This window comes from Virgibacillus sp. NKC19-16, from assembly GCF_021560035.1.
Classification (GTDB): domain Bacteria; phylum Bacillota; class Bacilli; order Bacillales; family Amphibacillaceae; genus Virgibacillus_L; species Virgibacillus_L salidurans.
In genome coordinates, this window is sequence record NZ_CP074373.1 from 1 (window position 1) to 22,756 (window position 22,756).

Annotated in this window: 18 protein-coding genes, 1 tRNA gene and 1 other annotated feature; of the genes, 17 read left to right on the top strand and 2 right to left on the bottom strand. The window is 39.6% G+C overall.

The window, feature by feature from the left end:
- The 8 genes from dnaA to KFZ58_RS00040 all read left to right on the top strand — a co-directional run bounded on the left by dnaA (position 1) and on the right by KFZ58_RS00040 (position 10,831).
- Entirely contained in the window at positions 1-1,344 is a 1,344-nt protein-coding gene (gene dnaA, locus KFZ58_RS00005) for a chromosomal replication initiator protein DnaA (protein WP_235792865.1), read from the top strand.
- A gap of 195 nt (positions 1,345-1,539) precedes the next feature.
- Positions 1,540-2,676: a DNA polymerase III subunit beta gene (gene dnaN, locus KFZ58_RS00010; protein WP_235792866.1), complete on the top strand. Its 1,137-nt coding sequence runs from the start codon at positions 1,540-1,542 to the stop codon at positions 2,674-2,676.
- Positions 2,677-3,270: 594 nt separating this feature from the next.
- A complete protein-coding gene (yaaA, locus tag KFZ58_RS00015) occupies positions 3,271-3,492 on the top strand; it encodes a S4 domain-containing protein YaaA (RefSeq protein WP_235794784.1) in 222 nt (73 codons plus the stop codon).
- A gap of 25 nt (positions 3,493-3,517) precedes the next feature.
- Positions 3,518-4,636 carry a DNA replication/repair protein RecF gene (recF, locus tag KFZ58_RS00020; RefSeq protein ID WP_235792867.1) on the top strand — a complete coding sequence of 373 codons (1,119 nt, stop codon included), beginning with the start codon at positions 3,518-3,520 and terminating at the stop codon, positions 4,634-4,636.
- 20 nt (positions 4,637-4,656) lie between these two features.
- Positions 4,657-4,935 (top strand): extracellular matrix regulator RemB, encoded by a 279-nt coding sequence (gene remB, locus KFZ58_RS00025; protein WP_235792868.1) that lies wholly within the window; start codon positions 4,657-4,659, stop codon positions 4,933-4,935.
- A 56-nt stretch (positions 4,936-4,991) separates the two neighbouring features.
- Positions 4,992-6,914, top strand: a complete 1,923-nt coding sequence (gene gyrB / locus KFZ58_RS00030) for a DNA topoisomerase (ATP-hydrolyzing) subunit B (protein WP_370642349.1) — start codon at positions 4,992-4,994, stop codon at positions 6,912-6,914.
- Between the two features lie 74 nt (positions 6,915-6,988).
- Positions 6,989-9,457 (top strand): DNA gyrase subunit A, encoded by a 2,469-nt coding sequence (gene gyrA, locus KFZ58_RS00035; RefSeq protein WP_235792869.1) that lies wholly within the window; start codon positions 6,989-6,991, stop codon positions 9,455-9,457.
- A gap of 159 nt (positions 9,458-9,616) precedes the next feature.
- On the top strand, positions 9,617-10,831 hold the full coding sequence (locus KFZ58_RS00040) for a carboxylate--amine ligase (RefSeq protein WP_235792870.1): 1,215 nt from the start codon (positions 9,617-9,619) through the stop codon (positions 10,829-10,831).
- 10 nt (positions 10,832-10,841) lie between these two features.
- Here KFZ58_RS00040 and KFZ58_RS00045 read toward each other — a convergent pair whose 3' ends face one another.
- On the bottom strand, positions 10,842-11,798 hold the full coding sequence (locus KFZ58_RS00045; RefSeq protein WP_235792871.1) for a YaaC family protein: 957 nt from the start codon (positions 11,796-11,798) through the stop codon (positions 10,842-10,844).
- Positions 11,799-11,963: 165 nt separating this feature from the next.
- Between KFZ58_RS00045 and guaB the strand changes: the two genes are divergently transcribed.
- The 9 genes from guaB to KFZ58_RS00090 all read left to right on the top strand — a co-directional run bounded on the left by guaB (position 11,964) and on the right by KFZ58_RS00090 (position 21,928).
- Positions 11,964-13,433 (top strand): IMP dehydrogenase, encoded by a 1,470-nt coding sequence (gene guaB, locus KFZ58_RS00050; protein WP_235792872.1) that lies wholly within the window; start codon positions 11,964-11,966, stop codon positions 13,431-13,433.
- 593 nt (positions 13,434-14,026) lie between these two features.
- Positions 14,027-15,361 carry a serine hydrolase gene (locus KFZ58_RS00055; protein ID WP_235792873.1) on the top strand — a complete coding sequence of 445 codons (1,335 nt, stop codon included), beginning with the start codon at positions 14,027-14,029 and terminating at the stop codon, positions 15,359-15,361.
- A 19-nt stretch (positions 15,362-15,380) separates the two neighbouring features.
- Entirely contained in the window at positions 15,381-16,265 is an 885-nt protein-coding gene (pdxS, locus tag KFZ58_RS00060) for a pyridoxal 5'-phosphate synthase lyase subunit PdxS (protein ID WP_235792874.1), read from the top strand.
- Between the two features lie 14 nt (positions 16,266-16,279).
- A complete protein-coding gene (pdxT, locus tag KFZ58_RS00065) occupies positions 16,280-16,870 on the top strand; it encodes a pyridoxal 5'-phosphate synthase glutaminase subunit PdxT (protein ID WP_235792875.1) in 591 nt (196 codons plus the stop codon).
- 37 nt (positions 16,871-16,907) lie between these two features.
- Positions 16,908-17,146 (top strand) — a binding site (T-box leader).
- 106 nt (positions 17,147-17,252) lie between these two features.
- Positions 17,253-18,527: a serine--tRNA ligase gene (gene serS, locus KFZ58_RS00070; RefSeq protein WP_235792876.1), complete on the top strand. Its 1,275-nt coding sequence runs from the start codon at positions 17,253-17,255 to the stop codon at positions 18,525-18,527.
- 329 nt (positions 18,528-18,856) lie between these two features.
- Positions 18,857-20,170 (top strand): DUF2254 domain-containing protein, encoded by a 1,314-nt coding sequence (locus KFZ58_RS00075; protein WP_235792877.1) that lies wholly within the window; start codon positions 18,857-18,859, stop codon positions 20,168-20,170.
- Between the two features lie 147 nt (positions 20,171-20,317).
- Positions 20,318-20,410: transfer RNA gene (locus KFZ58_RS00080), tRNA-Ser, on the top strand.
- A gap of 168 nt (positions 20,411-20,578) precedes the next feature.
- Positions 20,579-21,391 carry a pyrroline-5-carboxylate reductase gene (proC, locus tag KFZ58_RS00085; protein WP_235792878.1) on the top strand — a complete coding sequence of 271 codons (813 nt, stop codon included), beginning with the start codon at positions 20,579-20,581 and terminating at the stop codon, positions 21,389-21,391.
- Between the two features lie 228 nt (positions 21,392-21,619).
- Complete coding sequence (locus KFZ58_RS00090; protein ID WP_235792879.1) at positions 21,620-21,928, top strand: DUF3784 domain-containing protein; 309 nt, start codon at positions 21,620-21,622, stop codon at positions 21,926-21,928.
- A 286-nt stretch (positions 21,929-22,214) separates the two neighbouring features.
- Here KFZ58_RS00090 and KFZ58_RS00095 read toward each other — a convergent pair whose 3' ends face one another.
- Positions 22,215-22,490 (bottom strand): hypothetical protein, encoded by a 276-nt coding sequence (locus tag KFZ58_RS00095; protein ID WP_235792880.1) that lies wholly within the window; start codon positions 22,488-22,490, stop codon positions 22,215-22,217.
- Positions 22,491-22,756: the final 266 nt, after the last annotated feature.

Below are 22,756 nucleotides of genomic sequence, written 5' to 3' on the forward strand. Positions count from 1 at the left end.
ATGGAAAATCTTAATGAGTTATGGGTTGCTACACTGGAAAAGATTGAAGAGGAAGTTAGTAAACCAAGCTTTGAAACATGGTTAAAGAGTACAAAGGCAGAAAAGCTGGAAGAAAACACCTTGATCGTCTCTGCACCCAATGAATTTGCCAGAGACTGGTTAGAGACACAATATACAAATCTAATCTCAAACATTCTGGAAGAAGTTACCGGGACACGACTCGCTACAAAATTTATCATTCCGGATTCAGTTCCGCAGCCGGAGGATACAGATAAAACGCCAAAACCAAAATCAACCGGAAATACAAATGATGTCGCAAAAACAATGCTGAATTCCAAATATACATTTGACACCTTTGTCATTGGTGCTGGAAACCGCTTTGCACATGCTGCATCACTGGCAGTCGCAGAAGCACCTGCAAAAGCATATAATCCACTTTTTATTTATGGTGGTGTTGGCCTTGGGAAAACGCACTTAATGCATGCAGTCGGACATTACGTTCAGCAGCACAATCCCGAAGCAAAGGTCGTTTATATGACTTCTGAGAAATTTACCAATGAATTCATTAATGCCATCATGGACAACAAAACGATAAATTTCCGCAATAAATATCGTAATGTCGATGTCCTATTAATTGATGACATTCAATTCATTGCCGGTAAAGAATCAACACAGGAAGAATTTTTCCATACATTTAATACATTACATGAGGAAAACAAACAAATTATTATCTCAAGTGATCGTCCACCTAAGGAAATACCAACACTCGAAGATCGTTTGCGCTCCCGCTTTGAATGGGGATTAATTACCGATATTACGCCACCTGATCTGGAAACCAGGATTGCTATATTAAATAAAAAAGCAAAGGCAGAAGGTTTGGACATTCCAAATGAAGTGATGCTGTATATCGCTAATCAAATTGACACCAACATTCGTGAACTAGAAGGTGCATTAATACGCGTTGTCGCTTACTCTTCGTTAATCAATCAGGATATTGACGCATCACTCGCTGCAGATGCTCTAAAAGATATAATTCCAAGCAATAAACCTAGAGTTATTACCATTGGTGGCATTCAAGAAGCAGTTGGGGAGAAATATAACATTCGTCTGGAAGATTTCCCTGCGAAAAAACGCACCAAAGCAATTGCCTTTCCTAGACAGATTGCGATGTATCTATCAAGAGAATTAACCGATTTTTCGCTGCCTAAAATTGGTGAAGAATTTGGCGGGCGTGACCATACGACTGTCATTCATGCTCATGATAAAATTGTAAAATTAATGGAGAATGACATGAATTTAACGAGCGAAATCGAAGAACTGAAAGAACAGTTAAAATCATTTTAGGAAATAGTCTGATAGAAATCCACATGTGCATAATGTGTAAACATGAGCAGACTCGTGCACACTTTATCAACATGTGAATAACTCGTCATGAAAGTTAGAGTTAAACTTATCAACATAATCACAGCCCTTATTACTATTATTACTGTATTTTATAATAAAAAATAAATAAGAATGTCCACTAGGAGGAAATCATTCATGAAATTTATAATCAGTCGTGATCAATTAATTACGAGTGTACAAGACGTTATGAAAGCAATCTCGTCTCGAACTGTAATTCCAATCTTAACTGGAATAAAGATCGAAGCAAAAAAACATGGAATTATACTAACAGGAAGCGACTCAGATATATCCATTGAATCTTATATCCCAGCTGAACAAGACGAAAATGTAAATATAGAACACATTGAAGAAGGAAGTATTGTCCTCCAAGCAAAATATTTTCCTGATATCGTCCGCAAACTACCGGAAAAGATGGTGGAAATTGAATCCGATGAGAATTTAAAACTAACGATTCGCTCCGGAAAAGCGGAATTTAACTTAAATGGACAAGATGCAGAGGAATATCCACAACTTCCTACATTACAAACAGATGAAAGCTTTGAAATGCCAACAGATCTATTAAAAAGCTTAACAAAACAGACAGTTTTTGCTGTTTCAACCATGGAAACCCGCCCTATTTTGACAGGGGTTCATATGAAATTAAATGCCAACACACTAACGTTTACAGCAACCGACAGTCATCGACTTGCATCACGAGAGATTCCTGTAAATGAGACAAACGTCGAATTTTCCAATATTGTTGTACCTGGAAAAAGTTTAACCGAGTTAAATAAAATTTTAGGTGATACGCCGGAACCTGTTGAAATAAGTGTGACCAATAATCAGATTCTATTTCGGACGAAGCATTTGAAGTTTATGTCCCGTTTACTCGATGGCAATTATCCGGAAACATCAAGATTAATTCCTGATCAAAGTAAAACAGTGCTTCATGTAAAAACAAAAGAATTATTAAATACCATCGACCGTGCGTCCCTTCTCGCGAAAGAAGAACGCAATAATGTGGTGAAATTGACAACAGAAGGTGATCACTTAGTTGAAATCACAAGTAATTCCCCTGAAGTTGGAACAGTTGCAGAAGAAATTACCGTTCAATCCATGGAGGGAGAGGAACTTAAAATCTCATTTAGCTCCAAATATATGATTGATGCATTAAAAGCTATTGAATATGATGACGTAAAAATAGAATTCACCGGCGCCATGCGGCCATTTATTATTCGACCAGCAAATGAAGATCCAATTCTGCAATTGATTCTCCCAGTTAGAACTTATTAAGAAAGTAATTGTTGCTTTTAAATCTTCGCATTTGGTATAAAAGATGACATAGTGAAAATTTTCTTTTATGAGAAGCCTCTCGTTGTAATAATAGTCGGGTGCTTGGACTTCGCTCCGGAAACACATTTCGCGCACCTTAGGGCGGCTGGTGAACCCCCTCGTGCTACGCACTCCGGGTCTCACCTAGGCCTTTCCTCCCGCAGGAGTCTTCATGTGTTTCCTCCGCTGAGTGTTCCGGTTAATGCCGCTAAAATGCATTAGTAATCAATATTCAAAATATCGAGCCACCTCGCCAGTTCGCGGACCCGAACGGAGATTATAGCAAACAGTAACTATGTCGCACTTTATATCTTTTGCGTCAAAAACAACAAACTTTTATAAAAGCCATTTCTTACTAAAAAAGACACAAAAAAGCTCTTATCTTTTCCAGGTAAGAGTTTTTCTTATGATAAAAGGCAAATTCATGGCCAAATGAGCGCATTTTAAATAAAATGAGGGGTTTACCTTCCCTAAACGGCAAAACTTTAGTAGAATAGATATATGACATTTTTAAGGCTAAACAACGAAAATAACGAATGAAAATTGGTGAGTGAATTGCATGAACAAATTGAAATAAATACGGAATTTATTACGTTAGGTCAATTTATCAAGCTTGCGAACATACTTGAGTCCGGCGGAATGGTCAAAGCATTCTTACAGGATCAGGGTGTTTTAGTAAACGGCGAACTCGAACATCGACGCGGAAGGAAGCTTTATCCAAATGATGTTGTGAAAGCTGAAGGGCTTGGATTATTTATCGTTACAAGTAGCAATTAGTCGAAAGCAAAAAGAGGAATCCTGCATGCACATTGATCAATTAAACTTAAAAAATTACCGGAATTACCAAAAATTGGATATCCCTTTCGATGATAAAGTCAATGTTATTATTGGGGAAAATGCGCAGGGAAAAACAAATTTGATGGAGGCTATTTATTTATTGGCCTTTACGAAATCATACCGCACCCCCCGTGAAAAAGAACTTATCCTTTGGGACGAAGAGTATGCTAAAATAGAAGGTAGGATAACAAAACGCAACCAGACATTTCCGCTTGAAGTTGTTATTTCGTCAAAAGGGAAAAAAGCGAAATTAAATCGAATGGAACAAAAACGATTAAGTGACTATATTGGTGCGTTAAATGTAGTAATGTTTGCACCGGAGGATTTAACGCTTGTTAAAGGCTCCCCGCAGAATCGCAGACGATTTATCAATATGGAACTTGGGCAAATTCAGCCAAGGTATATCTATCATTTAGCACAATATCAAAAATTAATTAAACAACGGAATCATTTATTAAAAAAAATGCAGCGACAGGCAAATCCTGATAACAATATAACAATGCTGCATGTATTGACAGAACAGCTAATCGAACATGCTGCAACGTTACTTGAGAGGCGGTTTGTTTTTCTGGATTTACTCAGGAAATGGGCCGGGCCGATTCATCATGGCATAAGCCGTGAACTGGAAAACCTTGAAATCAGGTATGATGCCACGATTGAGGTATCAGAAGAGGCAAATAAGGAGAAAATAGAAACAATCTATTTAAATAAATTTCAAGAGATACAGGAAAAAGAAATCGAACGTGGAACAACATTAATCGGGCCACACCGTGATGATCTGATTTTTTATGTGAATAATAAAAATGTTCAAGTCTATGGTTCCCAGGGGCAGCAGCGAACCACTGCACTATCTGTAAAACTGGCAGAGATAGAACTTATCTATAATGAAGTTGGTGAATACCCTGTTTTGCTTCTTGATGATGTGTTAAGTGAACTGGATCATTTCCGGCAATCCCACTTGTTAAATACGATCCAGGGAAAAGTTCAGACCTTTGTTTCAACAACAAGTGTTGACGGGATTAACCATGAAACTTTAAGAAAGGCAGAGCTGTTTCACGTAAACGGAGGGAAAATAGATATATGATTCAAGGGGGTCACGCGCCTATGTTTATGCATATAGGCAATGATCATGTTATCAGGTCGAATGATATCATTGCGATCGTTGATTATAATTTAATCTCATCATCTTCCATTATGGAGGAGATGATGACAGAATCGAACAAGCAAAAGAAGGTTGTTGGACCAATGAATGATGCAAAATCGGTTATGGTCACGACAGAGATCATTTATTACAGCACATTATCTGTTGCAACCTTAAAGAAACGAGCAAGTATGATTTCCACGATTAGTAGACTAGATGACTTTTCAGACGAAATAGAATAAGCGGAACTTTTGCAGGTAGAAAATTTTTCTATCTGTCAGGAAATGGATGTGAGAATATGTCAATGGAAGAGAAAGATGAGAACCAAGCATATGGTGCTGACCAAATTCAGGTCCTTGAAGGATTGGAAGCAGTTCGGAAAAGACCAGGTATGTACATTGGAACAACAAGTGGAAAAGGGTTGCATCACCTTGTATGGGAAATCGTTGACAATAGTATTGACGAGGCTTTAGCAGGTTATTGTGATCATATTCAGGTGATTATTGAAAAAGATAACAGTATCACTGTAAAAGATAATGGGCGCGGCATCCCTGTTGATGTACAGAAAAAAACCGGAAGACCCGCTCTCGAGGTTATTATGACCGTACTCCACGCAGGTGGTAAATTCGGAGGCGGTGGATATAAGGTATCAGGCGGTCTGCACGGTGTTGGCGCATCCGTTGTTAACGCGTTGTCCAGTAATTTGGAAGTATATGTTCACCGTGACGAGAAAATTTATTTCTTGCAGTTTAAAAAAGGAATACCTCAAGGTGAAATTGAAGTCGTTGGCGATACAGACATTACAGGGACGATGACACACTTTAATCCTGACCCGGAGATTTTTGAAGAAGGCACAACATTTGAATATGATACATTGGCTCAGCGCTTGCGAGAGTTAGCCTTTTTAAATCGAGGTTTAACAATAACGCTTGAGGATAAACGAACCGATGAGGACCCGGTAAGCTACTATTATGAAGGTGGCATCAGTTCCTATGTGGAGTATATTAACCAAACGAAAGATGTACTGCATGAGCCTTTCTATGCAGAGGGAGAAGATGGGGGCATTGCTGTAGAGGTAGCCATTCAATATAACGATGGATTTGCAAGCAACCTTTATTCATTTGCTAATAATATTCATACGTATGAGGGCGGTACACATGAATTTGGTTTCAGAACCGGTCTGACAAGAGTAATAAATGATTATGCACGCAAAAATAATCTATATAAGGAAAATGACCCTAACCTCTCCGGCGATGACGTACGTGAAGGAATGACAGCGATCGTTTCCATCAAGCATCCTGATCCACAGTTTGAAGGACAAACCAAAACAAAGCTCGGGAATAGTGAGGTACGTACCGTTACCGATTCCGTATTCAGTGAGACATTTTCCAAATTTCTGTTTGAGAACCCATCTATCGGAAAAATCATTGTAGAAAAGGGTCTCATGGCTTCTCGTGCACGAATAGCAGCGAAGAAGGCGCGTGAATTAACACGAAGGAAAAGTGCGCTGGAAGTTTCCAATCTGCCAGGAAAACTAGCTGACTGTTCATCCAGAGATCCAGCAATCAGCGAATTGTATATTGTTGAGGGTGACTCTGCGGGTGGTTCTGCCAAGACAGGACGCAGCCGCCATTTTCAAGCAATCCTCCCTTTACGCGGTAAAATTTTAAACGTGGAAAAAGCACGTCTCGACAAAATCTTATCCAATAGGGAAGTACGATCCATGATTACAGCGCTTGGTACAGGGATTGCTGAAGACTTTGATATCACCAAAGCACGTTATCATAAAGTGGTTATCATGACAGATGCGGATGTTGATGGTGCACATATACGAACATTATTATTAACATTTTTCTATCGTTATATGCGCCCATTAATTGAACATGGTTATATTTATATCGCGCAGCCGCCACTTTATAAAATTCAACAAGGGAAAACAGCTCATTATGCATACAATGATGCGGATATGGAGAAAATCTTGAACGAAATTCCGAAATCACCAAAGCCTGGTTTGCAGCGTTACAAAGGGCTTGGTGAGATGGATGCGACGCAGTTATGGGATACAACCATGAATCCGGAAACCCGCACATTATTGCAGGTAGACTTAACAGATGCGATTGATGCGGATCAAGTCTTTGATATGTTAATGGGTGATAAAGTAGAACCAAGGCGAATTTTTATTGAGGAAAATGCTCAGTATGTTGAGAATTTAGACGTATGATAACGGAGGTCAGAGATAAGGTGTCAGTAGTAACTGACATCTAACGTCCGACTTCTGTTTTAGGAGGGAAATAAATGGCAGAGGAACGATCAAACGTTCAAGGGATTAATCTGAGTAAAGAGATGCGTACATCATTTCTGGATTATTCCATGAGTGTTATAGTCTCACGCGCATTACCTGATGCACGTGACGGATTAAAACCGGTACACCGGAGAATTTTATATGCAATGAATGATTTAGGGATGCATTCTGACAAGCCACATAAAAAGTCAGCACGTATTGTTGGTGAGGTCATTGGTAAGTATCATCCACATGGTGACTCCGCCGTTTATGAAACGATGGTACGGATGGCACAAGACTTCAGCTATCGCTATATGCTCGTAGATGGTCATGGGAACTTCGGGTCTGTAGATGGTGATTCTGCAGCTGCCATGCGTTATACCGAGGCAAGAATGTCCAAGATTTCCATGGAGTTATTACGAGATATTAATAAAGATACGGTTGATTTTCAGGATAACTATGATGGAACAGAACGTGAACCAGCAGTTTTCCCTGCCCGTTTCCCGAATTTACTGGTAAATGGTACGTCAGGAATCGCAGTAGGCATGGCGACAAACATTCCGCCACATCATTTAGGTGAAACGATTGATGCAGTACTGGCACTTAGTGAAAATCCTGAGATAACAATTGATGAGCTAATGGAAGACTATATCCATGGGCCGGACTTCCCTACAGCAGGGAAAATTTTGGGGAAAAGCGGTATTCGTAAAGCATATGAAACCGGGAAGGGCTCTATTACGATACGTGCAGAAGCAAATATCGAAGAACAGCCAAATGGCAAGGAAACAATCATTGTTACTGAATTGCCTTATCAAGTAAACAAGGCAAGACTAATTGAAAAAATAGCAGAACATGTTCGTGAAAAACGTATCGAGGGCATTTCAGATCTACGCGATGAATCCGATCGTACGGGGATGCGTATTGTGATTGAAATACGCCGTGATTCCAATGCGAATGTCGTTTTGAATAATTTATATAAATATACCGCACTGCAAACGACGTTTGGTATCAATACACTCGCACTCGTTGGTGGTCAGCCAAAGGTACTGACAATTAAGCAATGCTTAGAACACTATCTCGAACATCAAAAGGTGATCATCAAACGCAGGACCGCATTTGAATTACGTAAAGCAGAAGCACGTGCCCATATTTTAGAAGGGTTGCGTATTGCGCTGGATCATTTGGATGAAGTTATTACCCTCATCCGCAATTCAAAAACGACGGACATTGCCAAAGATGGTTTAATGGAGCGCTTTGAGTTATCCGAAAAGCAATCACAAGCTATTTTGGATATGCGCCTGCAACGTTTAACTGGTTTAGAACGTGAAAAAATTGAAAATGAATACAGTGAACTGATGGATCTCATTGCTGAATTAAAGGCTATTTTAGCAAGTGAGGAAAAAGTACTCGAAATCATTCGGGAAGAACTGACGGAAGTGAAAGAACGCTTTAGCGATAAACGTCGTACAGAAATTGCGGTTGGTGGGGCAGACTTTTTCGAGGATGAGGATTTAATTCCTGAGGAAAATATTGTTATTACCCTTACCAATAAGGGATATATCAAACGTCTGCCGGCATCAACCTACCGCAGGCAGAATCGCGGCGGACGCGGCATTCAGGGGATGGGTACGAATGAGGACGATTTCGTTGAGCATCTCGTCTCCACCTCCACGCATGATACGATATTATACTTTACAAACAAAGGAAAAGTATACAAGACGAAAGGATATGAGGTTCCTGAATTTAACCGAACGGCAAAAGGTATCCCGATTATTAATCTGCTGCAGGTAGAAAAAGGTGAATGGGTCAACGCCGTTATCTCGGTGAATGAATTTAGTGAGGATTACTACTTTTTCTTTACGACAAGACACGGTATATCCAAGCGAACTTCCCTTTCCCATTTTAAAAACATCCGAAAAGGTGGCTTAATCGCGGTTGGATTGCGCGAGGAAGATGAATTGATTTCTGTTCGACTCACCGATGGAATGAAGGATATCTTAATTGCTACGAGGAACGGTTACCTCATTCGATTTGAGGAATCCCAAATTAGAACCATGGGAAGGACAGCTGCCGGGGTAAAAGGTATTTCCCTGAGAGGTGAAGATGAGGTCGTCTCCATGGAAATCTTGGAGGAAGGATCAAACATCCTTCACGTTACCAATAAAGGGTATGGAAAACAAACACCGGAAGAAGAGTACCGGCGAATCAACCGTGGCGGGAAAGGTATTTTTACATCCAAACTATCGGATAAAACCGGACATGTCGTCGCAGTAAAAGCTGTATCCGGACATGAAGATCTGATGCTGATAACAGTAGCAGGCGTTCTGATACGTATTCCTGTTGATAGTATTTCAGAAACCGGCCGTAACACAATGGGTGTACGCTTAATTCGCTTACAGGAAGAGGAAGAAGTAGCAACCGTTACGAGAATTGAGGAAGAAGAAGAGCATGAGGTAGAATCAGATAATTCAACGGATGAATAGATAAAAAGAAGAGGTAACGTAGTAAGATTTTCGTCTGAAACGTTACCTTATTTATTATTCAGTATTGCAATCGGAGCGATTATTTATAATATATAAGCCGAAGTGATATAATGATCTACATATAAAATTTCGAACGAGTAATTCAGGAGGACAAGAAAGATGAGTAATTTACCTTTCATACCAATTATTGTTGGAACAGACATAAACGCCTATAATATGGCTATCTCTTTTCACCAAGCATATGACATCAAACCGATTTTAATTGGTAAACAGCAAATGGCATTTACCGATTTAAGTTCTGTCATTGAAAAAATTGAAATACATCCAACCCTAGCAGATGAAGGACAGTTTGTTCCCATACTCACTACGCTGGCTACGAAACTGGCTTCCACAAACAAAAAACTTCTATTAGTAGGAACAAATGACGTATACGTTCGTTTGATGATTGAAAATGAAGCGGAATTAAAGAAACATTTTGTATTTGATTTGATCAATGAGACGTTAATGAACCAGCTACAGAACAAATCGAACTTCTATAAGCTTTGCGGGGAACATGGGATTGATACGCCCACCACTTATTTTTATGATTGCAAGCATCCGAAACCCTTCGAGGAAGAGATGATGTATCCAGTCATCATAAAACCAAGTAATGGTATTGCGTATTATAATCATCCATTTGAGGGGCAGAAAAAAGTATATAGAGTGGGCTCGAAAGAAGAAGTTCAGCAGGTTATTGATAAGATCACGTCTAGTGGTTATCAGGATGAGCTTATCATCCAGGATTTTATTCCAGGTGATGATACGTACATGTGGGATTCGGTTATTTATGCAAATGCACGAGGCCAGACACAGCTTGTTACATTTGGACAGGTTGTGCTTCAGGAGCATACGGCTACTGCGATTGGAAATTACACGGCAGTAATTTCGCGCTATAACGAGGAAATGATGAAAAAGCTTCAACACTTCCTGGAAGCAGTTGGATACGTGGGTTTCGCTAATTTTGACCTGAAGTATGATACCCGTGACGGCAAATTTAAAGTGTTTGAGGTAAATATTCGCCAAGGGAGATCCAGCTACTACGTTACAGCGCTTGGACATAATATGGCAGAATATATCGCCGATGACAGCATTTATGGAAAGGAAAAGCCGCTAACTTATTTAAACAAAGAGTATTTGTTTACCGTTGTACCTAAAATCGTTCTCCGCAAATTTGTCAGTAACGATAAGGTTTTAGGTGACGTTAAACGTCTCATTAAACAAGGCAAATGGGGGAATCCATTATTTTATAAAAAAGATCGCAATCTCAAACGTAAACTCTATTTATTCATACGTCAGGTCAACTATTATCGTAAATATAGGAATAATAAATGGTAAAAGCTTCATCCTAATTCAGGGCCCTTTCAAACAGCCATTCACCAAGTAAAAAGGAAATCTTGTCAGCAGCTACGTTTAAGTAATGGGAAATAATTGCATAATCCAGTTCAGATTTGGTAGAAATAAGCTCACCCCAATACTCTGTCTCGTAGCGGCTGATCATGCTCAAATTATATAAAAGTAAATAATGAACCATGATCTCATGAATGGACAAAAAATTATCTCGGCTACGGGGAAAGTATATTTCCTGTTTATCCAGATGCAAGTAAAACGGACCGGTTATGCATTGCATCGGTTTTTCGAGTTTAATATGAAGCTGCTCATTTGAGGTTTTTGTATCCAAAATAGCTGGTAAATAAACGCGAACACGCTGAATGAATGCGGCTTTAGTTAAATGATAACTATCCAGCAGGTGGAGTGGAAAGTTTAAGTCAGTTGCCGCCTTTTTTCCAATCGAAATAGATTTTTCCTCTCTACTATAGGAGAAAAAATCACTCATTTCAGGGATCAGTCCAAGCAGTGTATCCATTTTTACCTTTTGAAATGGTGGTACTTCTGCATTGAATAAATGGTTGTAGGCATAACTAAATAAACCATTTTGTTGGATTTTCACCTCATCTCCCGTAAAGGTATAGTTCTTTTTCTTACGTTTTCTGGCCGTTACGCCATGTGCCAGGACAGTTGTGGACTCCGGATAATCGGGCCGGTTTGTAAGAATGCATGCCTTTAGCAAATGGACAAGTCCATAAAAATATAAAAGTGGTTTGAGTCTGATATCTACCTTTTCCCCTTCTGTTAAAAAAATCCTGCCATGATCCAGGTAAAACATAAACGTTCCACTGTTTTCAAAGCTTTTTAAACCAGCATCGCTATTTGGCAGATCCTTGTAGCAATTTTTCAAAAAGGTCTGGCTGGTTTTTAGTGTTTGTAAATAGGTGTATAGAGATTCGATTGTCTTTTTTTCCATGCGAATTCTCCTCTTAAAATAATACAAAATTTCGAATCCATTTATTTTTAAGTATCGACTTGAAAAAGCTTCATTGATGGCGTATTGTATATAAAAATAAGAATTACTTACGTAGCTTAACCAAGTTGATCATTAGCATTCATATATAATTAAAGGAGGATGAAGATGCGGGACGATAAATTTGCCAAAGAAGGTTTAACATTTGATGATGTGTTGCTCATGCCGGATAAATCAGATGTATTGCCAAAGGATGTAAAAGTTTCAACAACCTTGACAGCTAATCTCAGATTGAACGCTCCTTTTATTAGTGCAGGAATGGATACCGTAACGGAAGCGGAAATGGCGATAGCAATGGCCCGACAAGGCGGGTTTGGTGTCATTCATAAGAATATGTCGATTGAAGACCAGGCAGAACAAGTGGATCGTGTGAAACGTTCGGAAAGTGGAGTTATAACCAATCCATTCTTCCTGACTCCAGAGCATCAGGTATATGATGCTGAGCATCTCATGGGTAAATTTCGCATTTCAGGTGTGCCGATTGTGAATACCATTGAAGAGCAAAAATTAGTAGGTATTTTGACGAATCGTGACCTGCGTTTTATCCAGGACTATTCCATTATGATTTCAGAAGTAATGACAAGTACAAATCTTGTTACAGCACCAGTAGGGACAACATTAAAAGAGGCTGAAGAACTACTGCAAGAATACAGAATTGAAAAACTGCCACTTTTGGATGAGAATGGGATTCTAAAAGGATTAATCACCATCAAGGATATTGAAAAGGTCATTGAATTTCCGAATGCAGCAAAAGACACACAAGGCAGACTGATCGCAGGTGCTGCGGTAGGTGTTACTGGTGATGGCATGAAGCGGATTGAAAAATTGGTTGGCGCTGGTGTTGATGTCATTGTTATTGATACAGCACATGGTCATTCAAACGGTGTCATTAATCAAGTGAAAGCAATACGCGCGGCTTATCCGGATCTGGATATTATTGCTGGAAATGTCGCAACAGCTGAAGCAACGAAAGAATTAATTAAAGCAGGTGCGTCTATGGTCAAAGTTGGTATAGGCCCGGGATCCATCTGTACAACACGTGTTATCGCAGGTGTTGGTGTTCCGCAAATAACGGCAATTAATGACTGTGCTGCTGTAGCTGAAGAATATGGTGTTCCGATCATTGCAGATGGTGGAATCAAATATTCTGGTGATATTGTGAAGGCATTAGCTGCCGGCGCACATGCAGTTATGGTCGGTAGCATGTTTGCAGGGGTTGCGGAAAGTCCTGGTGAAACAGAAATTTTCCAAGGTCGGCAGTATAAAGTATACCGTGGAATGGGATCAGTTGGCGCTATGGAAGCTGGCTCAAAAGACCGTTACTTCCAGGAAGGAGCCGATGTGAAGAAGCTTGTCCCAGAAGGTATTGAAGGCAGAGTCGCTTATAAAGGGCCAATTGCCGATACCATTCATCAGTTAATTGGAGGCTTGCGTTCAGGCATGGGTTATTGTGGCGCGTGTTCGATTGTTTCACTAAGAAATGACGCCCGGTTTATCCGAATTACAGGAGCAGGCTTAAGGGAGAGCCATCCACATGATATACAGATAACGAAAGAGTCACCGAATTACTCGGTGTAGTAAAAATGAGCTTTCATTAAAATTTCATGAAAAAATAATAGATGGGCCCCTTTTACCCATCTATTTTTTCATTTCTTTCTGTGGTAAAATAATATAGGTGTAGAAAAGAGATTAATAGTTAAGGCTGTTTTCTAAAAGATTGTTGCTTTTGACATAAAAGACATAAAAGACGAAGCAGTGACAATTCTTTTGCAAACACTAGTTGAGAGCGGGGATTCGCTCCGAAAACACATTTCGCGCACCTTAGGGCGGCTGGTGACGACCCTCCTCGTGCTAACGCACTCGAGGGTCCCACCGAGGCCTTCCCTCCCGCAGGAGCCTTCATGTGTTTCCTCCGCTGGTAGTCCGGTTACTGCTGTTAAATTGCATTAGGAATCAATATTCAAAATATCGAACCATCTCACCAGTTCGGGTGAGTTAAGGGCGATGACTCCTGCGGAAAGCATTCGTCCTTCGCTGTCCCGAACGGCGATTATAGCAAATACTTATAACAAACAGTCACTGTGTCGTCTTTTATATCAACTGCGAAGAGTTAAAAGCAATAATACTTACGAAAGAGCCATAGTTAAAATTTTTGGTGGAGGTACGGGGAAGTGAAACAGATAAAGAAAAATTTACTATTTTTAGTTGCAAGTTTTGTGTTGATAACGTCGGTAATTGTACAACCAATTTCTGCTCAAGCTGCAGATACATTGGATTTAGATGCTGAATCAGCTATTTTAGTTGACGCAGAGACAGGTAAAGTTTTATATGCAAAGGACCCGGATGTAGCCTTGCCACCAGCCAGTATGACGAAAATGATGACAGAATATCTTGTGTTGGAAGCAATCGATGCCGGTGAAATTAGTTGGGATACAACAACCCAAATCAGTGATTATGCGTACAGTATTTCTGCTAATCCATCATTTTCCGGCGTAGGATTAAGACAGGATCAGGACTATACGGTTCGTGAGTTATATGAAGCAATGGCGATTTTTTCAGATAACGCGACAACAATTGCACTTGCTGAGTTAATAGCAGGAACGGAAACAGAATTTGTAGCATTAATGAATGAAAAAGCGGAAGAATTAAATCTTCCTGAATATAAGTTTGTAAATTCAACCGGTCTTGATAATTCCTCTTTAGGTGATAATCGCCCTGAGGGAACAGGTGAGGATGAGACGAGTCTATTATCTGCTAAGTCAGCAGCCTTACTTGCCTATCATTTAGTGAATAATTACCCTGAGGCGCTTGAGATATCCAGTCAAACAGAGGTCGAATTTGAAGGGTATACATTGGAAAACTTAAACTGGATGCTTCCACATGACGCTACATTCCTGGAACAATTTTATTATGAAGGCATGGATGGGCTAAAAACTGGAAATACAGAGCTTGCGGGCTTTACGTTTACAGGAACTGCAGAACGTAATGGTAAACGATTGATTTCTGTCGTCATGAAAACAGATAGTAAAGAAGAGCGATTTAATGAAACAGAAAAGCTAATGGATTATGGCTTTGAACAATTTGAAACGATTGAATTATTCCCTGCAGGACATCAGGTAGAAAATGAGTCTAGTATTCCGGTTGCAAAAGGTAAAGAAGATACATTGGATGTTTCAATAGCTGAAAGCTTTACTGTTCCTGTTAAATCAGGTGAAGAGGAATTATATAGTGTAGAATATACGGTAGATGAAGATTATTTAAACGAAGATGGCGAGTTAATTGCGCCAATTGAAGAAGGAGAAAAAGTAGGAACAGCAGAACTTGTATACGATGGTGAAACGGACCATGGCTACATTTTTGATGATAGTCGTAATACAGTTGATTTAGTAGCAAATGATTCCGTGGAAAAAAATAATTGGTTTATGCTTTCAATAGGCGCTGTTGGTGACTTTTTCGCTAACCTTTTCACTACATCTGTGGATTGGATTAAAGGGTTGTTTAGTTAAAATAAAGGGGGAAATGAATATGGCTAATACAGGTACAGAAAGAGTAAAACGCGGAATGGCAGAAATGCAAAAGGGCGGCGTTATTATGGACGTCGTCAATGCCAAGCAGGCAAAAATTGCTGAAGAAGCTGGGGCAGTTGCCGTTATGGCACTGGAACGTGTGCCATCTGATATTCGTGCAGCAGGTGGTGTTGCACGTATGGCTGACCCAACCATTACAGAAGAAGTGATGAATGCGGTATCCATTCCGGTTATGGCAAAGGGGCGTATTGGTCATATTGTGGAGGCACGTGTTTTAGAGGCAATGGGTGTTGATTATATTGATGAGAGTGAAGTATTGACACCAGCGGATGAAGTTTTCCATCTGAATAAATCTGATTATACAGTACCATTTGTCTGTGGTTGTCGTAATTTAGGGGAAGCCGCACGCCGTATTGGCGAAGGAGCTTCCATGCTTCGGACGAAGGGCGAGCCTGGTACCGGTAATATTGTGGAAGCGGTACGTCATATGCGGCAAGTGCAATCCGAGATTCGCAAATTAACTGCAATGTCTAAGGACGAAGTGATGACTTTCGCAAAAGAAATCGGCGCACCATACGAGTTATTATTGGAAGTTCGCGAAGAAGGACGTCTTCCTGTTGTGAATTTTGCAGCAGGTGGTATTGCAACACCAAGTGATGCAGCGTTAATGATGGAATTAGGTGCTGACGGTGTATTTGTCGGATCCGGTATTTTTAAATCCGATCATCCGGAAAAATTCGCCAAAGCCATAGTTGAAGCGACAACGCACTACAAGGATTATAAATTGATTAGTGAGCTTTCAAAAGGTCTTGGTACCGCAATGAAAGGTCTGGAAATGAGTACGATCGAGGGACATGATCGTATGCAGGATCGCAGCGAATAGAAAGAAGGAATAGTATGGTAACAATTGGTGTACTTTCCCTGCAGGGTGCAGTTCGTGAACATATTCGGTCGATTGAAGCTTGTGGAGCCAAAGCCATGGAGATAAAGCGCAAGGAACAACTTGAGGACATTGATGGATTGATTTTGCCAGGCGGTGAAAGCACAACGATGCGCCGTTTAATTGATAGCTATGGTTTTCAAGCAGCGATTCTAGAATTTGGCAAGCAGGGAAAGCCTGTATTTGGTACCTGTGCTGGTCTGATTTTAATGGGAAGTGAAATTGAAGGCCAGGAGGACGCGCATTTAAGCTTAATGGATATAAAGGTTGCTCGGAATGCATTCGGGCGCCAAGTGGCAAGCTTTGAAGCTGAGCTTGAGATTGCAGGTGTTGCGGATGATTTTAATGCTATATTTATTCGCGCTCCCTATGTTACGGAAATTGGCCCTGAAGCAGAAATTCTTGCAACTTACGCGGGACAGATTGTGGCAGTGAAACAGGGACATTACATTTGTACAGCATTCCATCCGGAGTTGACAGATGATAATCGTTTTATTGCATATTTTGTGGATATGGTGGAAGAATCTATACAAACACTTGCATCTTAAGAAAAAATTGACTATGATATAACATAATATAAGTTCTTTAAAAGTGCTGATAGGAACGAGTAACAGTATATCTTTCTCTAGAGAATCGATGGTTGGTGGAAATCGATGTAAGTATACTGCGAATCCATCCTTGAACTGGTTTATGAAAAATGGCTTGTTTGCGTCTGCATCGGCCACCCTAAGTAAACCCGGTTACGTACCGTTACACACGAGAGCCGGAAGAGTACATCTCTTCAACAAGGGTGGCAACGCGGGTATGAGACTCCCGTCCCTATTTTTAGGGGCGGGAGTCTTTTGTATTTTATTAGGGGGGGTCTGTCCTCCCACTACGCTAATGCGTTAATCTAACGAGGGACAGACCCCTTAACAGGAGGCAGTTAACATGTTGGATATGAAATTTTTGCGGAATAATTTTGAAGATGTAAAGGAAAAGCTTTCCCGCCGAGGTGAGGATTTATCTGCATTGGATAAGTTTGGGGAACTTGATGAAAATCGTCGCGGGTTAATTGCTGAAACAGAAAAACTAAAAGCAAGACGTAACGAAGCGTCTAAGCAGATTTCAGCTTTAAAAAAAGAGAAAAAGGATGCAGAACCGGCGATCAAGGAAATGCGTGAGGTTGGCGAGCAAATTTCCACGCTTGATAAAGATCTGAAGGAAGTTGAAGAACAATTAGATTCTATCATGCTTTCCATCCCTAATATTCCACATGCAAGTGTACCGATTGGAGAGGATGAGGACGACAATATAGAGGTGCGTACATGGGGAGACCATCCGGCGTTATCTTTTGAGAAACAGGCTCATTGGGATATTGCGACAAATTTGGATATATTGGATTTTGAAGCAGCTGCGAAAGTTACGGGGAGCCGATTTGTTTTTTATAAAGGGCTTGGTGCAAGACTGGAGCGTGCGCTTTTAAATTTCATGATGGACCTGCATGCAGATGAACATGGATACGTGGAAATGCTGCCACCATATATGGTAAACCGCGCAAGCTTGACAGGTACCGGTCAACTGCCAAAATTTGAAGAAGATGCCTTTCATATTGCGGATTGGGATTACTTTTTAGTCCCAACAGCAGAGGTTCCTGTAACGAATTATCATCGTGAGGAAATTTTATCCTCAGATTCCTTGCCGAAGAAGTATGTCGCGTTCAGTACAAACTTTCGTTCAGAAGCGGGATCTGCCGGCCGTGATACTCGAGGGTTAATCCGTCAGCATCAATTTAATAAGGTCGAGCTAGTCCATTTTACAAAACCTGAGGATTCTTATGAAACATTAGAGACGCTAACCGGGAATGCGGAAAAAGTATTGCAGCTGTTGAATCTGCCATACCGCGTGATGAGCATGTGTACAGGGGATTTAGGATTTACCGCAGCGAAAAAATACGATATTGAAGTATGGATCCCTAGCCAGGATACGTACCGTGAAATTTCTTCCTGCTCTAATTTTGAAGCTTTCCAAGCAAGACGTGCAGGCATCCGTTTCCGAAGAGATACAAAAGGAAAACCGGAATTTGTGCATACACTTAATGGATCCGGACTTGCCATCGGTCGCACCGTTGCAGCTATCTTGGAAAATTACCAGCAGGAAGATGGGTCTGTGGTAGTTCCTGAGGTGTTGCGTGGTTATATGGGCGGGAAGGATGTAATAAGATAAGGAGGGGTCTGTTCCTCGCTACTAACGTGCAAAAGTAGTGAGGGACAGACCTCATATTAGATGAGGAGGATATTTTAACCTTTCTCTTTATTAACAGTAAGCTTTAGTTGTCTAACTTCATCGATTGAAAGATTTGTATACTTGGATATAAACTCTTCACTCACTCCATCCGTAAGCATTATTTTGACTATTTTAACCGCCTGCTTAATCTTAAATAGATCCCCTCGGAATGGGAAAAATATAAATTTAAATATTTGTAGAATAAATTTATGGTTTTTCCAGTAATATGATCAGGAATATTAGTGTATATAGTAGAAAGAAGGCTAAAAATGAATCATGCCACATTTTGGTTTCGTGTTCGGGATAGCCTTTGGTTTCTCCCACTTGTTTATGGAATATGTTCTATAATCGCAGTGGGCGTAGTTACAGCCATTGATAGTTGGTTAGTCCCTCAAGTATCAGATAGCATCCCGAACATTTTCCTTACAGGTCAGAGTATAGCTAAGAACCTTTATGCTGCTTTAATTACAGCCACGTTGACGATGACAACGATAAGCTTTTCAACCATTATGGTCGTATTAACGACATATTCATCGCAGTTTTCACCTCGTGCCCTGCAGGACTTTATGCGGAGTAAAATTACGCAGCACGTGCTAGGTGTTTACACATTTGGTTTCATCTTTGTTCTAATTAACTTATGGTTATTAACAGATAATAATCAAAAAGAGTTGCTGAGTCCCTTTTTCACTGTAATTATTGCAATTACTTCGCTGGGTTTTTTTATCCTTTTCATTCATTATGCGGCTCATTGGGTGCAAGTGAATTTCTTAATTGGGACGATTCGTAATGATACGTCGAAAATAATTAGAGAAGCTTTTGCAGAAAGAGCGTATGGAGAACATCAACATTGGGACCATTCGCAAATTGAAAGCATCAGGGAAGAAGACAGACAAACGATTTATGCAAGCCGCTCTGGCTACATTCAAAAGATAGACTATAATTATTTAATTAACTGGGCCACTACAAATCATTTGGTTTTAGAAGCTAATTTCCAAGTTGGAGATTATGTGCCTAAAGGGATGCCAGTCTTTTACTTTTGGGCATTTAGCGACATAAACTATGAGGTAAAGGAACATGATCAGTTTTTAGCTATTGGAGATGAACGTACAGATCTTCAGGATATTGAGTTTTCCATGGAAAAGCTAGTGGAAATTGCCGTAAAAGCTTTATCAACTAGTATGAACGATCCAAACACGGCAATAAATAGTATCAATCGGATTGGTGGGTTGCTAACCGAACTAGCTGGGAACTATCGCCCGGTCACGTATTACTCCGATAATGATGGGCAATTACGACTGATTATGGAACAAAAGAGTTTCCGAGATTATCTATATAAAAGTTTTTACCAAATAAAACATTATGGGAAAGATGATATTTCGGTTGTATATAGTATTGTGGAGGCATTGTATAAGCTAGCTATTGTCACTGATAATGATTCACTTAAAATGGAAGTATGGAACTTTAATAACTATATTTTAGAAAGTGTAGAGGTGAGTAAACTCTCTTCAATGGATTACCAATACCTTAAAGAATTAATGAAAAAATTCGCCGATTTATGTGGAGAAGAATTGAATTGGGAATAATTTTATAAGTGGTCTGTCCCTCGCTGCCTTAATACAGAGGGAAGACCCTATACACTTCTTTTTAAGGTGAAAAAAAACCTCTAAAAAAATAAGGCGAAAATAATTGACAACAAAAACAAGGCATGATATATTAATTCTTGTCGTCACGGAGGTATACCCAAGTTCGGCTGAAGGGATCGGTCTTGAAAACCGACAGGCGGGTCAAACCGCGCGGGGGTTCGAATCCCTCTACCTCCTCCATTTTATTAATTAGCGCATAACAATTGGAGATAAAAAACCGCTACATTGTAGCGGTTTTTTCTATATACAATCACGTGCTTAATTATTGTAATAAAGGCTCTTTTATAGCATACTTATGTAAATTATTAATATGAACGGACTATTTTTTGGCAAAAAGGTGGATATCAAATGAATAAGAAAATTGCTTTTATCGGTGCAGGATCGATGGCTGAAGCTATTATTTCCGGAATCGTAAAGGCCGAGATACTAGATAAGGAACAAATTATTGTTACAAATAAACAAAATCAGAAGCGTGTAGAACAGCTTCAACAGAAATATGAAATTAGGAGTATGATGGATAAAGAGAAGGTAGCGTATGAAGCGGATATTATCATCCTTGCTACCAAACCACATGATCTAAAAAACGCGGTTGACTCCATTAAAGCATATATCAAACCAACGCAATTGATTATCTCTGTCATTGCCGGAGTTTCCACAGATCATATTTCCGATTTAATCGAAAGTGATTCCCCGGTGGTGCGTACCATGCCAAATACCTCTGCTACCATTGGCCATTCTGCAACAGCTATTTCGAAAGGAAAATTTGCTACGGATGAACATCTGCAACAAGCAGAGGAACTTTTTCAAACCATTGGCACGGCAACCATTGTCGATGAAATTGACATGCATACGGTAACAGGCATCTCTGGTAGCGGCCCTGCATATATTTATTATTTAGTTGAAGCAATGGAAAAAGCAGCTGTTGAAGCGGGACTGGATCCAGACGTCGCTCGCACGCTTGTGATCCAAACTGTCGTTGGCGCGGGTGAAATGCTCCAACATTCCGGTGAGTCGGCTTCCACCTTACGAGACAAAATAACCAGCCCGGCAGGAACAACAGCCGCTGGCATCGAAGCTTTAGATCAGTACAATTTTGAAGAAACCATTAAACAATGCGTAAGAAGTGCAAGAGCTCGCTCGATTGAGTTGGGAGGAGAATGAAAAAGGAAAGGTTTCTATATGTCGTCATGTGTTCGTTGTTCTAAGCAGTAGGTTTATAAGGCTACATTGAAGCGGTCCTTTTGTGTGAGGGTGATTTATCCCTACTGTGAGGAAGTTAATTTTCAATCTAGTAAGGGGATAAAGAAAAGCATATTTTTAGTGTTTTACTATCACCATTATTTATTATTTTGGGGATGTTTCCGAAGGCATTTACCAAAGGGGATAAAAATGATTGGAACAATTATAATGATTTGTTTATTTATCGTATTGGGAATTATATTTTCTATTGGAAAAGGCTACTTCCTAATAGCAGGTTTTAACACATTGCCTAAAGAAGAAAAAGAAAAATATGATATGGTCGCTTTGTGTAAGTTTATGGGAAAAATGATGTTTGCTCTATCATTTAGTATGGTACTTTGGGTACTTAGTGAAGGACTTGAAATCAGTTGGTTGTTCATCGTTGGTCTCGTATTATTTATAAGCATAGTTGTATTTATGCTTGTTTATGTGAATACAAGAGAGAGATTTAAGAAATAGTGTATGACAGGTTTTAATGAATAAACCCAATATTTCAGAGTGATAAGCCAGTTTGTGCTATATTTGAGTTTATGCCACAAAAATAATACTCATCTAATCATTCTTCCCAGTCCCTCACCTCACAATCTCCCGACTTTTGCAGTTAAATAGAAACAAAAACAGCCAAGATCCATGTGACTACTGGACGCTTGGCTGGCTTCTTAATACTCGAAAACTTTTTACTGTCAAGTATATACATAGTGTTGAGTAATTAAGCCTGCCCTTGGACAGTCCCTGTATGTGCGCATCATTTTTGATGTTTATTTCGGTTGAATAAAGCCTGAAATAGAAAGTAAATGATCACACCAATAAGAAAAGAGAACAGGAGGCCTAAAAAATTTGCGCTTGAAGAAAAGTTAGTTCCTTGGATTTCTATAACATAGAGATTATAACCTAAAAAACTAGGATCTTGTTTAAAATCTGTATATCCTAATAAAAGCATTACAATAGGTGCAGATAAGATAACTAAAATAAAAAGAAACATAAAAGATAAACCATTAAAAACGCTTTTCAGGTATTTCATTGTTTAGACTCCTTTATTTTTTTAAAATTGTTGACAAAATTTTTACCGTCTGGAAGTGATGGGTGTAAAAATAAAATATTAAAAAGGGATAACAAAAATAGAACTGATACATAATTTGATTCAATTAAGCAAAACTGATATAATAATCGGAAATATCGGTCCAAACACTGCAATAATAGCATTCTTAAGGGGGTTTTTAAATTTTTTATGATTAATACTAATAGATTTTGCAGATACAGAAATTCTGAAATCGAAAATCAGTCTCT

Excerpts from the sequence above, each read along its gene's own strand:
- dnaA (WP_235792865.1), top strand. The coding sequence starts at position 1 with ATGGAAAATCTTAATGAGTTATGGGTTGCTACACTGGAAAAGATTGAA.
- dnaN (WP_235792866.1), top strand. The coding sequence starts at position 1,540 with ATGAAATTTATAATCAGTCGTGATCAATTAATTACGAGTGTACAAGAC.
- recF (WP_235792867.1), top strand. The coding sequence starts at position 3,518 with ATGCACATTGATCAATTAAACTTAAAAAATTACCGGAATTACCAAAAA.
- remB (WP_235792868.1), top strand. The coding sequence starts at position 4,657 with ATGTTTATGCATATAGGCAATGATCATGTTATCAGGTCGAATGATATC.
- gyrB (WP_370642349.1), top strand. The coding sequence starts at position 4,992 with ATGTCAATGGAAGAGAAAGATGAGAACCAAGCATATGGTGCTGACCAA.
- gyrA (WP_235792869.1), top strand. The coding sequence starts at position 6,989 with ATGGCAGAGGAACGATCAAACGTTCAAGGGATTAATCTGAGTAAAGAG.
- KFZ58_RS00040 (WP_235792870.1), top strand. The coding sequence starts at position 9,617 with ATGAGTAATTTACCTTTCATACCAATTATTGTTGGAACAGACATAAAC.
- KFZ58_RS00045 (WP_235792871.1), bottom strand. The coding sequence starts at position 11,798 with ATGGAAAAAAAGACAATCGAATCTCTATACACCTATTTACAAACACTA.
- guaB (WP_235792872.1), top strand. The coding sequence starts at position 11,964 with ATGCGGGACGATAAATTTGCCAAAGAAGGTTTAACATTTGATGATGTG.
- pdxS (WP_235792874.1), top strand. The coding sequence starts at position 15,381 with ATGGCTAATACAGGTACAGAAAGAGTAAAACGCGGAATGGCAGAAATG.
- pdxT (WP_235792875.1), top strand. The coding sequence starts at position 16,280 with ATGGTAACAATTGGTGTACTTTCCCTGCAGGGTGCAGTTCGTGAACAT.
- serS (WP_235792876.1), top strand. The coding sequence starts at position 17,253 with ATGTTGGATATGAAATTTTTGCGGAATAATTTTGAAGATGTAAAGGAA.
- KFZ58_RS00075 (WP_235792877.1), top strand. The coding sequence starts at position 18,857 with ATGAATCATGCCACATTTTGGTTTCGTGTTCGGGATAGCCTTTGGTTT.
- proC (WP_235792878.1), top strand. The coding sequence starts at position 20,579 with ATGAATAAGAAAATTGCTTTTATCGGTGCAGGATCGATGGCTGAAGCT.
- KFZ58_RS00090 (WP_235792879.1), top strand. The coding sequence starts at position 21,620 with ATGATTGGAACAATTATAATGATTTGTTTATTTATCGTATTGGGAATT.
- KFZ58_RS00095 (WP_235792880.1), bottom strand. The coding sequence starts at position 22,490 with ATGAAATACCTGAAAAGCGTTTTTAATGGTTTATCTTTTATGTTTCTT.